This is a genomic window from Aliihoeflea sp. 2WW (assembly GCF_000497755.1).
In the GTDB taxonomy this organism is placed as follows: domain Bacteria; phylum Pseudomonadota; class Alphaproteobacteria; order Rhizobiales; family Rhizobiaceae; genus Aliihoeflea.
Genome location: NZ_AYOD01000047.1, coordinates 1 through 11,495 on the forward strand (window position 1 = coordinate 1; position 11,495 = coordinate 11,495).

Annotated in this window: 13 protein-coding genes and 1 pseudogene; 10 read left to right on the top strand and 4 right to left on the bottom strand. The window is 65.0% G+C overall.

Annotated elements, in window-relative coordinates; genetic code table 11:
* Nucleotides 1-55 precede the first annotated feature (55 nt).
* The 8 genes and pseudogenes from ALII_RS0117840 (at nt 56) to ALII_RS0117875 (ending at nt 7,009) form a co-directional block, all read left to right on the top strand.
* Nucleotides 56-565 (top strand): ureidoglycolate lyase, encoded by a 510-nt coding sequence (locus ALII_RS0117840; RefSeq protein WP_024588588.1) that lies wholly within the window; start codon nt 56-58, stop codon nt 563-565.
* Nucleotides 562-1,152 carry a nucleoside deaminase gene (locus tag ALII_RS0117845; protein WP_024588589.1) on the top strand — a complete coding sequence of 197 codons (591 nt, stop codon included), beginning with the start codon at nt 562-564 and terminating at the stop codon, nt 1,150-1,152. The genes ALII_RS0117840 and ALII_RS0117845 overlap by 4 nt, the downstream gene beginning before the upstream one ends.
* A gap of 245 nt (nt 1,153-1,397) precedes the next feature.
* A pseudogene (locus ALII_RS21370) lies at nt 1,398-2,957 on the top strand (ABC transporter substrate-binding protein).
* Nucleotides 2,958-2,970: 13 nt separating this feature from the next.
* Nucleotides 2,971-3,933 carry an ABC transporter permease gene (locus tag ALII_RS0117855; RefSeq protein ID WP_024588590.1) on the top strand — a complete coding sequence of 321 codons (963 nt, stop codon included), beginning with the start codon at nt 2,971-2,973 and terminating at the stop codon, nt 3,931-3,933.
* Nucleotides 3,934-3,937: 4 nt separating this feature from the next.
* A complete protein-coding gene (locus ALII_RS0117860) occupies nt 3,938-4,765 on the top strand; it encodes an ABC transporter permease (RefSeq protein ID WP_152529670.1) in 828 nt (275 codons plus the stop codon).
* Entirely contained in the window at nt 4,758-6,419 is a 1,662-nt protein-coding gene (locus ALII_RS0117865) for an ABC transporter ATP-binding protein (RefSeq protein WP_024588592.1), read from the top strand. Before ALII_RS0117860 ends, ALII_RS0117865 begins: the two co-directional genes overlap by 8 nt.
* A 45-nt stretch (nt 6,420-6,464) precedes the next feature.
* Complete coding sequence (locus ALII_RS0117870; RefSeq protein ID WP_024588593.1) at nt 6,465-6,710, top strand: type II toxin-antitoxin system ParD family antitoxin; 246 nt, start codon at nt 6,465-6,467, stop codon at nt 6,708-6,710.
* Nucleotides 6,707-7,009 carry a type II toxin-antitoxin system RelE/ParE family toxin gene (locus tag ALII_RS0117875; protein ID WP_024588594.1) on the top strand — a complete coding sequence of 101 codons (303 nt, stop codon included), beginning with the start codon at nt 6,707-6,709 and terminating at the stop codon, nt 7,007-7,009. Before ALII_RS0117870 ends, ALII_RS0117875 begins: the two co-directional genes overlap by 4 nt.
* A 4-nt stretch (nt 7,010-7,013) precedes the next feature.
* On the opposite strand, the gene ALII_RS0117880 is transcribed toward ALII_RS0117875, so the two are convergent.
* Together ALII_RS0117880 and ALII_RS0117885 are read right to left on the bottom strand one after the other, a co-directional pair.
* A complete protein-coding gene (locus ALII_RS0117880; protein WP_024588595.1) occupies nt 7,014-7,496 on the bottom strand; it encodes an MGMT family protein in 483 nt (160 codons plus the stop codon).
* A gap of 68 nt (nt 7,497-7,564) precedes the next feature.
* Nucleotides 7,565-8,449, bottom strand: coding sequence for a GlxA family transcriptional regulator (locus tag ALII_RS0117885; protein WP_081719039.1), 885 nt, complete (start codon nt 8,447-8,449; stop codon nt 7,565-7,567).
* Between ALII_RS0117885 and ALII_RS0117890 the strand changes: the two genes are divergently transcribed.
* The gene (locus ALII_RS0117890) at nt 8,419-8,721 is read left to right on the top strand and encodes a type II toxin-antitoxin system RelE/ParE family toxin (protein WP_024588594.1); all 303 of its coding nucleotides are present in this window, start codon (nt 8,419-8,421) and stop codon (nt 8,719-8,721) included. The two genes, ALII_RS0117885 and ALII_RS0117890, sit on opposite strands and share 31 nt — an antisense overlap.
* 4 nt (nt 8,722-8,725) lie before the next feature.
* On the opposite strand, the gene ALII_RS0117895 is transcribed toward ALII_RS0117890, so the two are convergent.
* On the bottom strand, nt 8,726-9,208 hold the full coding sequence (locus ALII_RS0117895; protein WP_024588595.1) for an MGMT family protein: 483 nt from the start codon (nt 9,206-9,208) through the stop codon (nt 8,726-8,728).
* 68 nt (nt 9,209-9,276) lie between these two features.
* On the bottom strand, nt 9,277-10,266 hold the full coding sequence (locus ALII_RS0117900; RefSeq protein WP_024588596.1) for a GlxA family transcriptional regulator: 990 nt from the start codon (nt 10,264-10,266) through the stop codon (nt 9,277-9,279).
* A gap of 70 nt (nt 10,267-10,336) precedes the next feature.
* On the opposite strand from ALII_RS0117900, the gene ALII_RS0117905 reads away from it, so the two are divergent.
* A complete protein-coding gene (locus tag ALII_RS0117905) occupies nt 10,337-11,251 on the top strand; it encodes a 3-keto-5-aminohexanoate cleavage protein (protein WP_024588597.1) in 915 nt (304 codons plus the stop codon).
* The last annotated feature ends 244 nt before the right edge of the window (nt 11,252-11,495 follow it).

The window sequence follows — 11,495 nt, forward strand, 5'->3', positions numbered from 1 at the left end:
TGATCTCCCCCCTTGAGGGGGAGATGGCCGGCAGGCCAGAGGGGGGTGCCTCGCGATGAGCGATCCAATCACCGCCCTCCCCCTAACCCGCGAAGCCTTCGCTCCCTTTGGCGACGTCCTAGACACCGCCGGCGACAACCACTTCCCGATCAACAACGGCAAGTGCGAGCGCTATCACGACCTCGCCAGGGTCGAGGCGATGGGCCCGAACGCGCGCGTGCTCGTCTCCATCGCCCGTGGCACGCCCTACGCGTTCCCGCTGGCGCTCAAGATGGTCGAGCGCCATCCCTTCGGCAGCCAGATCTTCATGCCGCTCGACCAACGCCCGTTCCTCGTCGTCGTCTGCCACGATACGAATGAAGGCCCCGGCGAACCGCATGCTTTCGTCACGGCACCCGGCCAGGGCATCAACTATCACCGCAACACGTGGCACGCCGTCCTGACGCCGATCGGGCAGAACCAGGATTTCATCGTCGTCGACCGCGGCGGCGATGGCACCAACCTTGAGGAATTCTTCTTCGACGAGCCATGGGAAATCCGCCTGCCGGACGGCTTCGAGCCATGAGCGCGGCGCTGATCCACCGCCTGTTCGACGTGATCGAAGACGACATCGTGCCGAAAACGGAAGCCGGCGTCGCGGCCGGAAACAAGATTTTCGGCGCAGCGATCCTGCGCAAGTCGGACCTCTCGGTGGTGATCGCAGAGACCAACAACGAGATCGAAAATCCGCTCTGGCACGGCGAAATGCACGCCATGAAGCGATTCTATGAACTGCCGAAAGCGGATCGCCCCGACACGAAGGACTGCATCTTCCTGTCGACGCACGAGCCCTGCTCGCTGTGCCTGTCTGCCATCACCTGGGCCGGTTTCGACAATTTCCACTATTTCTTCAGCCACGAGGACTCGCGCGACAGCTTCGCCATCCCGCACGATCTGAAGATCTTGAAGGAGGTCTTCGGGCTGGAACCGGGCGGTTACCGCACTGAGAACGCCTACTGGAAAAGCCATTCCATCCGGCGCGAAATCGCCGCGATGGACGAGCCCGGCCGGTCGGAACTGACAGCCCGCGCGGCCCGCATCGCCGCCCGCTACGACGCACTTTCGCAAGTCTATCAGGCGTCGAAGGAAGCCAACGACATCCCGCTGAATTGATAGACCAGTGAGGGCGCTCCGCGCTCAACTATCGGCAAATCCTCAGGAATTTTCCCTTCGCGGTTGATCCCGCGGCGAGGGTGGCTATAGTTCGCCTCGTCTCAGGCGGAACCAATTACGCCATTCAATGTCGCAAACGGCCATGTGAAATGTCGCATGATGCCGTCAATATCCTTACCCAACGAGACCCGCAAAACGGGTCCGCTCAATGGGTTCGGATCAATCGATCGAATGAGGAACGGGCAATGTCGAAAGAACTGGAATTTTTGAGCCGCTATGTCGCGCGCGGCAAGCTGAACCGTCGCGATTTTCTCGGCCGCGCGGCCGCGCTCGGCGTCACCTCGACATTCGCCAATTCGCTGCTGATCGGAGCGGCGCGCGCGCAGGGACCGCAAAAGGGCGGCGATCTGCGCATGGGCATGCAGGGTGGCGAGTCCACCAATTCGCTCGATCCGGCGCTCTGGCTGACGCAGGTTTCGCAGATCGCAGAATGACGGCTCGGCTCGCCGCAGCCTGTTCTGGCCGAGTCCTGGGAAGCATCCGACGACGCAGCCGAATGGCGCTTCAAGATCCGAAAGGGTGTGACCTTTCACAACGGTCAGGATCTGACGCCGGAAGACGTCGCGCAGACCATCCGGCGCCATTCCGATGAGGCAACGGAATCGGCCGCGCTCGGCGTGTTGCGGGGCATCACCGACATTTCGGTCGACGGCGACAATGTCGTGTTCAAGCTCGACAGCGGCAATGCCGACCTGCCCCTGCTCCTGACCGACTACCATCTCGTTATCCAGCCGAATGGCGGCTATGACGACCCGCTCGCCGGCATCGGTACGGGCCCTTATCAGGTCGAGGTCAACGAACCGGGCATCCGCCACGTCTCGACCAAGTATGACGGCTACTGGAACGACGATATCGGCCATGTCGCCTCCGTCGAGGTCATCGTCATGAACGATCCAACGGCGCGCACATCGGCGCTCCAGTCGGGTCAGGTTCACATCATCAACCGCGTGGAGCCACGTACCGTCGCATTGTTGGCGCGCATGCCCGGCGTGCATATCGAGAGCGTTCCGTCCAAGGGGCACTACATCTTCGCGATGCATTGCAACACGGCGCCGTTCGACAATGCCGATCTGCGCATGGCGCTGAAGCTGGCTGTCGACCGCGAGCAGATGATCGAACAGATTCTGGCCGGCCACGCCTCGGTCGGCAACGACTTTCCGATCAACCAGTCCTATGCGCTCTTCCCCGAAGGTGTGGAGCAGCGCGCCTACGATCCCGAGCAGGCCGCCTTCCACTACAAGAAGTCGGGCCATTCGGGTCCGGTCCTCCTGCGCACGTCCGAAGTCGCTTTCCCCGGCGCTGTCGACGCCGCACAGCTCTACCAGCAGCAGGCGCAGGCCGCTGGCATCGAGATCCAGGTTCAGCGCGAGCCGGGCGACGGCTACTGGACGGAAGTCTGGAACGCCCAGCCCTTCTGCGCCTCCTATTGGGGTGGTCGTCCGACGCAGGATTCGATGTACTCGACCGCCTACATCACCGGCGCCGACTGGAACGACACGCGCTTCTTCGACGAAGGCTTCGACACCCTCATCCGCACCGCCCGCGCCGAACTCGACGATACCAAGCGCGGCGAGATGTACCGCGAGGCGGCGACCAAGGTGCGCGACGATGGCGGCCTGATCCTGCCGATGTTCAACGATTTCCTCGACGCACGCCGCGAGGAGGTCCAGGGCTGGGTGCAGGACCCCAACCACGAGACGTCAAATCTGAGGGCGGCGACCCGCGTCTGGCTCGACCAGGCCTGATCGGGGCGGAAACGTGGGGGCACACCCGGTACTGACACTCATCGCCCAGCGCATCGCGCTGGGCATCCTTCTCCTCCTGGCGGTTTCGGTGCTGATCTTCCTCGGCACCGAAATCCTGCCGGGAGACGTCGCCCAGTCGATCCTCGGCCAGGCGGCGACGCCGCAGGCGCTGGAAAATCTGCGCCGCGAACTTGGCCTCAACGACCCGGCCTATATCCGCTATTTCACCTGGCTCGGCGGCGTCCTGACGGGCGACCTCGGCACGGCGCTGTCCAATCGCATGGATATCGCGACGTCCATCTGGCCGCGCCTGAAGAACACGCTCTTCCTCGCCTTCTGGGCCGCCATCGTCTCGGTGCCGCTGGCAATCCTGCTCGGCCTCGTCGCCGTGCGCTACCGCAACGGCTTCGTCGACAAGACGATCTCCGGCCTTGCCCTGTCGGCAACCTCGCTGCCAGAATTCTTCATCGGCTACGTGCTGATGTACTTTTTCGCCGTCCGCCTCGGCTGGTTTCCCAGCGTGTCGACCGTCTACGACACGATGCCCTTTGCCGACCGAATGCGTGCCATCGCGCTGCCGGCGACCGCGCTGACACTCGTCGTCCTGGCGCACATGATGCGCATGACCCGCGCGGCAATCCTCAACGTCATGCAGTCCGCCTATATCGAGACGGCCGAGTTGAAGGGCCTGTCGCTCTTCGAGATCATCCGCAAGCACGCCTTCCCGAACGCCATAGCGCCCATCGTCAACGTCGTGATGCTGAACCTCGCCTTCCTCGTCGTCGGCGTCGTTGTGATCGAGGTGATCTTCGTCTATCCGGGCATGGGGCAATATCTCGTCGACCACGTCTCCAAGCGCGACGTGCCGGTTGTGCAGGCGGTCGGGCTGATCTTCGCCGCCGTCTATATCGGCCTCAATCTCATTGCGGACATCGTGGCGATCCTCGCCAATCCGCGCCTCAGGCACCGGAGGTGACGCGATGATGTTCAAGCGCATGCCCATCGGTGCCGCGATCGGCCTTTTCGTCACAATCGTCCTGCTCATCGTCGCCGTCTTCGCCCCATGGATCGCACCCTATCCGGGTTCGCGCGTTCTCGGCGGCGTGTGGGAGCCGTCCTCGGCGCAATACTGGCTCGGCACGGACAATCTCGGCCGCGACCTCCTCTCGCGCATGATTTACGGTGCCCGGATCACTGTCTTCATCGCCGTCGCCTCTACCGCGCTCGCCTTCACGCTCGGCTCGATCCTCGGCTTCATGGCGGCGGTCATCGGCGGCTGGTTCGACACGCTGATGTCGCGCTTCGTCGACCTCCTGATGTCGATCCCGACGCTGATCTTCGGCCTCGTCGTCCTGTCCGTCCTGCCCTCGACCATCCCGATCCTGATCCTCGTCATGGGCATCCTGGATTCCACCCGCGTCTACCGCCTGTCGCGCGCGGTCGCGGTCGACATCAACGTCATGGATTTCGTCGAGGCGGCCAAACTGCGCGGCGAAGGCACGCGCTGGATCATCTTCCGCGAAATCCTGCCCAACGCGCTGTCGCCGCTCGTCTCCGAACTCGGCCTGCGCTTCATTTATGCGGTGCTGTTCCTTTCGGCCCTCTCCTTCCTCGGCCTCGGCGTCCAGCCGCCGGATGCGGACTGGGGCGGCATGGTGCGCGAAAACCGCGAGGGCATCGTCTTCGGCATTCCGGCCGCGCTGATCCCCGCCGGCGCCATCGCCGCGCTGGCGATCTCGGTCAATCTCGTCGCCGACTGGATCTTGAACCGCACCACCGATTTGAAGGGAGGGCGCGGCAATGCCTGAGGAGCAAATTCATCTCAAGGGCGCGCCGCTGCTCGAGATCCGCAATCTGAAGATCGAGGCGACCGTCTATCCGCCCGACGAAGACCCGCACGACATCACCATCGTCGACGGCGTCTCGCTGACGCTGCACAAGGGCAAGGTGCTCGGCCTCATCGGCGAATCCGGCGCCGGCAAGTCCACGATCGGCCTGTCGCCCATGGCCTATGGCCGCGGCGGCGTGCGGATCACCGGCGGCGAAGTCATCGTCAACGGCCGCGACATCCTGAAGGAAGGCAACCGCAAGGTCCGCCGCCTGCGCGGCCGCGAAGTCTGCTACGTCGCGCAATCCGCCGCAGCCGCCTTCAATCCGGCGCACAGGCTGATGGACCAGGTGGTCGAGGCGACGCTCAAGCACGGCGTTTCCTCGCGCCGCGAAGCCGAGGCGCGCGCGGTCGAGCTTTTCCGCAAACTCTCGCTGCCCGATCCGGAGAACATCGGCAAGCGCTACCCCCATCAGGTCTCCGGCGGCCAGCTCCAGCGCGTGATGACGGCGATGGCGCTTTGCTCCGAGCCGGACCTCATCATCTTCGACGAACCGACGACCGCGCTCGACGTGACGACGCAGATCGACGTCCTCGCCGCGATCAAGGAGGCCATCGCCGCGACCGGCGTCGCCGCGCTCTACATCACCCACGACCTCGCCGTCGTCGCGCAGGTCTCCGACGAGATCATGGTGCTGCGTCACGGCAAGACCGTGGAATGGGGCGACACGCGCCAGATCATCGACCAGCCGCGCGAGATTTACACGCAGCAACTCGTCGCCGCCCACCATGTCGAGCACGACGAACACGCGCCGGAAGGCACGCCGATCCTTTCGGTGAAGAACGTGACGGCGGCCTATGGCGGCGGCCACATCAACGTCCTGAAGAACGTCACCGTCGACATCCGGCCCGGCCAGACGCTCGCCGTCGTCGGCGAATCCGGCTCCGGCAAATCGACGCTCGCGCGCGCCATCACCGGCCTTCTGCCGCCGAAGGAAGGCACGATCAATTTCGACGGGCGCGAGCTGCCCGCCCGCCTTGCCGACCGCAGCAAAGAGGATCTGCGCGAACTCCAGATGATCTACCAGATGGCGGACGTCGCGATGAACCCGCGCCAGACCGTCGCGACGATCATCGGCCGCCCGCTCGAATTCTACTTCGGCATGCGCGGCACTGAGCGCGACCGCCGCGTCAACGAGCTCCTCGAAAAGATCGAGATGGGCCGCGGCTTCGCCGATCGCTACCCGGCCGAGCTGTCCGGCGGCCAGAAGCAGCGCGTCTGCATCGCCCGCGCGCTCGCCGCCGATCCGAAGCTGATCATCTGCGACGAGGTCACCAGCGCGCTCGATCCGCTGGTCGCCAACGGCATCCTCAAGCTGCTTCTGGAACTGCAAAAGCAGGAGCAGGTCTCCTACCTTTTCATCACCCACGACATCGCAACCGTCCGCGCAATCGCCGATTCCATCGCCGTCATGTATCGCGGCGAAGTCGTGCGCTACGGCCCAAAGTCGAAAGTCCTCGAACCACCCTTCGACGACTACACCCAACTGCTCCTCTCTTCGGTTCCGGAGATGCAGGTCGGCTGGCTGGAGAAGGCCATCTCGGGACGACGTATGGCGGCTGCGGGCAATTGAAAACCCACACAGGATGTATTATTTTTTGGTATCTGAGGTGATACCATGAGCCGCAATACGTCCATTTCGCTGGGCGACCACTTTGCTGGTTTCGTCGAGAAGCAGGTTGGCGACGGGCGCTATGCCACGGCCAGCGAAGTCGTCCGCGCGGGCTTGCGACTGCTTGAAGAGCGCGAATTGCGGATCGAGGAACTGCGCTCCGCCATTGCCGCCGGAGAGGCAAGCGGTCCTCCCGAAGCCTTCGACATCGATGAATTTTTGGCCGGCAAGCGCAAAGAGCGAAACGTTTGAGGCGATACCGCCTTTCGCCTGCCGCACGCGGCGATCTCGATTCCATCTGGGACTACACGGCGGATCGCTGGAGCGTCGATCAGGCCGACCGCTACATCCGCGAACTCTTTGACGCCGTGAACCGCCTTTGCAATGGCGCCGCGAAGGGTCGTTGCATCGATCAGGTCCGGCAGGACTATCTGCAATTGCCCGTCGGCTCGCACCTCATCGTCTTTCGGCGGTCGGTGGCGACGATCGACGTGATTCGAATTCTCCACCGCCGTATGGATGTTGGTGCCCATTTGGCGCCCCAGGGATAGCCAGTCACGCCATCGCTGCCAGCAGATCGAATTCCTTCCTGTCGAGGTCTTCGATCCACGCGCGCTTGTTTTTGCGTTGGACCCGGTGCCCCTCGGCTTCCAACTCCGCCTCGTGCCGGTCCAGGCCGCCGGGATAGCGGTCGTTCAGATGGCCGCCGGATTTGAGCGTGCGCCACCACGCAATCGCATCGTTGCGGCCCATGGCGCGCCAGTCCTCGGCGGCTTGCGCGGCCAGATTGATGAAGATCGCGGTCGAGACTGGACAGGCGATGCTGGTTCCGTGCCGGATGGACAGCGCATCGCGGATCGTGTCGAGCGTGATGACTTGGCCGTGCGGCACGAGTTGCATGAGCTCGTAGACCTCCCCGGCCGACGAAACGACCATCGAGCCGCCCGGCGGCGCCCAATGCGCGACGCCCGCTGGCAACTGGCGGACGATCTTCGGCGGCTTGCGTTCCAGAACCTTGGCGATGGCGTTTCCGTGCATGGGACGAACTCCTGTGGCGACGGCAGGCAGTCTGCACCCGCGCGGCGGTCAGGAAGAGGGGCTATTTTTCATTTTTCTCCCCCCCGCCGCATCGCGCTCGGCGTCTTGCCGAATGCCCTTCCGAACGCGCGTGAAAAGGCGGCGGCGCTGGAAAAGCCGGTTCGCGCGGCGATGTCCGCCATCGGTTCGCGCGTGTCGAGCACGAGGCGGCGCGCCGCATTGAGGCGCAGGCGCAGATAATAGGCGCCGGGGCTTTCGCCGATCGCGCGGCGGAAGACGAGTTCCATCGTCCGCACCGACAATTTGGACCGTCGCGCGATGGCGGCGACGGTCAGCGGCCGATCGACATGCGCCTCCATGATCCGCACCGCTTGCGCGAGCCGCGGATCGTGGCCATCCAGCCGGCCGAGCGAGACCAGCGGCTGCGCGTCGCTCGCCGCCCGCGCCTGGTCGTAGATGAAGACGCTCGCGACATCGAGCGCAACGCTCATGCCGAGCCGCGAGCGGATCAGGTGAAGCATCAGGTCGAAGCCCGGCGATGCGCCGCCCGCGGTGACGACCGGTCCATCGATCACATAGCGATCCGGCCTGATGTCGGCTTCGGGAAAAGCAGCGGCGAAGTCCTCGAGGTCTTCCCAATGCGTCGTCGCTGCGCGCCCGTCCAGCAGCCCGGCATGGCCGAGCACCCAGGTTCCCGCCTCGATACCGCCGACCGCGCGCCCCGCCCCCGCCGCCCGTTTGAACGCGGCAAGCTCGGGGCCGGAAAGCGCGCCGCGCGAACCGAACCCGCCGATCGCGATGACGAAATCGCCGGCCCGCGCAGCGTCGAACNCTCCGCCATTGCCGCCGGAGAGGCAAGCGGTCCTCCCGAAGCCTTCGACATCGATGAATTTTTGGCCGGCAAGCGCAAAGAGCGAAACGTTTGAGGCGATACCGCCTTTCGCCTGCCGCACGCGGCGATCTCGATTCCATCTGGGACTACACGGCGGATCGCTGGAGCGTCGATCAGGCCGACCGCTACATCCGCGAACTCTTTGACGCCGTGAACCGCCTTTGCAATGGCGCCGCGAAGGGTCGTTGCATCGATCAGGTCCGGCAGGACTATCTGCAATTGCCCGTCGGCTCGCACCTCATCGTCTTTCGGCGGTCGGTGGCGACGATCGACGTGATTCGAATTCTCCACCGCCGTATGGATGTTGGTGCCCATTTGGCGCCCCAGGGATAGCCAGTCACGCCATCGCTGCCAGCAGATCGAATTCCTTCCTGTCGAGGTCTTCGATCCACGCGCGCTTGTTTTTGCGTTGGACCCGGTGCCCCTCGGCTTCCAACTCCGCCTCGTGCCGGTCCAGGCCGCCGGGATAGCGGTCGTTCAGATGGCCGCCGGATTTGAGCGTGCGCCACCACGCAATCGCATCGTTGCGGCCCATGGCGCGCCAGTCCTCGGCGGCTTGCGCGGCCAGATTGATGAAGATCGCGGTCGAGACTGGACAGGCGATGCTGGTTCCGTGCCGGATGGACAGCGCATCGCGGATCGTGTCGAGCGTGATGACTTGGCCGTGCGGCACGAGTTGCATGAGCTCGTAGACCTCCCCGGCCGACGAAACGACCATCGAGCCGCCCGGCGGCGCCCAATGCGCGACGCCCGCTGGCAACTGGCGGACGATCTTCGGCGGCTTGCGTTCCAGAACCTTGGCGATGGCGTTTCCGTGCATGGGACGAACTCCTGTGGCGACGGCAGGCAGTCTGCACCCGCGCGGCGGTCAGGAAGAGGGGCTATTTTTCATTTTTCTCCCCCCCGCCGCATCGCGCTCGGCGTCTTGCCGAATGCCCTTCCGAACGCGCGTGAAAAGGCGGCGGCGCTGGAAAAGCCGGTTCGCGCGGCGATGTCCGCCATCGGTTCGCGCGTGTCGAGCACGAGGCGGCGCGCCGCATTGAGGCGCAGGCGCAGATAATAGGCGCCGGGGCTTTCGCCGATCGCGCGGCGGAAGACGAGTTCCATCGTCCGCACCGACAATTTGGACCGTCGCGCGATGGCGGCGACGGTCAGCGGCCGATCGACATGCGCCTCCATGATCCGCACCGCTTGCGCGAGCCGCGGATCGTGGCCATCCAGCCGGCCGAGCGAGACCAGCGGCTGCGCGTCGCTCGCCGCCCGCGCCTGGTCGTAGATGAAGACGCTCGCGACATCGAGCGCAACGCTCATGCCGAGCCGCGAGCGGATCAGGTGAAGCATCAGGTCGAAGCCCGGCGATGCGCCGCCCGCGGTGACGACCGGTCCATCGATCACATAGCGATCCGGCCTGATGTCGGCTTCGGGAAAAGCAGCGGCGAAGTCCTCGAGGTCTTCCCAATGCGTCGTCGCTGCGCGCCCGTCCAGCAGCCCGGCATGGCCGAGCACCCAGGTTCCCGCCTCGATACCGCCGACCGCGCGCCCCGCCCCCGCCGCCCGTTTGAACGCGGCAAGCTCGGGGCCGGAAAGCGCGCCGCGCGAACCGAACCCGCCGATCGCGATGACGAAATCGCCGGCCCGCGCAGCGTCGAACGCGCCCGAAACGGCAATCGGCAAGCCGCTGGTCGTCTGCGGCGGCGCGCCGTCGAGCGAAACGACGCGCCAGTCGAACACCGGCCGACCGCAGATGCGGTTCGCGGCGCGCAAGGGATCGATGGCGCACGCGACGCACATCAGCGAGCAGCCCGGCAAGACGAGAAAAGTCACCGCCAGCAGCGTGGCATCGGGCCGAAAGATCGAATGCTTTTCGCTTTGCATCAATTGCTATGCGTAAATCGCAAAACACGCTGACGCAAGGGACGCGAAGCTGGCGGCAACTTGGAGGATGCACATGCCGCTCGAAATGAACCGCGAGGTCTTCATCACCTGTGCCGTCACCGGCTCGGGAAGCACACAGGACCGCTCGCCCCACGTGCCGCGCTCGCCCAAGCAGATCGCGGATTCGGCGATCGAAGCGGCGAAGGCCGGCGCGGCGATCGTCCACTGCCATGTCCGCGATCCCGAGACCGGCGCCCCGCGCCGCGACATCGCCCTTTACCGCGAGGTGACCGAGCGCATACGCGATGCAGATGTCGACGTCGTTTTGAACCTGACCGCCGGCATGGGCGGCGACATGGTGTTCGGCTCGACGGACAAGCCCCTGCCGCTGAAGGAACAGGGCACCGACATGGCCGGCGCCGCCGAGCGCGTCGAGCATGTGCGCCAGTGCCTGCCGGAAATCTGCACGCTCGACTGCGGCACGATGAACTTCGCCGAGGCCGACTACGTGATGACCAACACGCCCGGCATGCTGCGCGCCATGGGCGGCATGATGACCAAGATGGGCGTGAAGCCCGAGATCGAAGCGTTCGACACCGGCCATCTCTGGTTCGCCAGGGAACTGGTGAAGGAAGGCGTCCTCGCGCCCGACGCGCTGGTGCAGCTTTGCATGGGCGTGCCCTGGGGCGCGCCGGACGATTTGAACACCTTCATGGCGATGGTGAACAACGTGCCGAAGGACTGGACCTGGTCAGCCTTCTCGCTCGGCCGCAGCCAGATGGCCTACGTCGCCGCCGCCGTCCTCGCCGGCGGTAATGTCCGCGTCGGGCTGGAGGACAATCTGTGGCTCGGCAAGGGCGAACTCGCCACCAACGCTCAGCTCGTCGAGCGCGCGGTGACGATCGTGGAAAATATGGGCGCGCGGGTGATCGGGCCGGACGAGGTGCGCAGGAAGCTCAACCTGACCAAACGCGCCCCCTTGGTGTAGAATCTATGGTCTTTGCGCTCGCAAACATCACCCCCACTCCGTCCCGCTTCGCGGGCCACCTCTCCCCCTGCCCGGGGGAGAGGAAAAGCACGGCGTCGCATCCAGCACTTCCTCTCCCCCGTCGATCGGGGGAGAGGTGGCGCGCGAAGCGCGACGGAGTGGGGGTCGACCAACGCAGCAGGAAACAAACCAAATGACCATCACCAAGGCAGCGTGCATCGGCGGCGGCGTCATCGGGGCGGGG

Coding starts and splice junctions, on each gene's coding strand:
- ALII_RS0117840 (WP_024588588.1), top strand. CDS start 56: ATGAGCGATCCAATCACCGCCCTCCCCCTAACCCGCGAAGCCTTCGCT.
- ALII_RS0117845 (WP_024588589.1), top strand. CDS start 562: ATGAGCGCGGCGCTGATCCACCGCCTGTTCGACGTGATCGAAGACGAC.
- ALII_RS0117860 (WP_152529670.1), top strand. CDS start 3,938: ATGATGTTCAAGCGCATGCCCATCGGTGCCGCGATCGGCCTTTTCGTC.
- ALII_RS0117865 (WP_024588592.1), top strand. CDS start 4,758: ATGCCTGAGGAGCAAATTCATCTCAAGGGCGCGCCGCTGCTCGAGATC.
- ALII_RS0117870 (WP_024588593.1), top strand. CDS start 6,465: ATGAGCCGCAATACGTCCATTTCGCTGGGCGACCACTTTGCTGGTTTC.
- ALII_RS0117880 (WP_024588595.1), bottom strand. CDS start 7,496: ATGCACGGAAACGCCATCGCCAAGGTTCTGGAACGCAAGCCGCCGAAG.
- ALII_RS0117895 (WP_024588595.1), bottom strand. CDS start 9,208: ATGCACGGAAACGCCATCGCCAAGGTTCTGGAACGCAAGCCGCCGAAG.
- ALII_RS0117905 (WP_024588597.1), top strand. CDS start 10,337: ATGCCGCTCGAAATGAACCGCGAGGTCTTCATCACCTGTGCCGTCACC.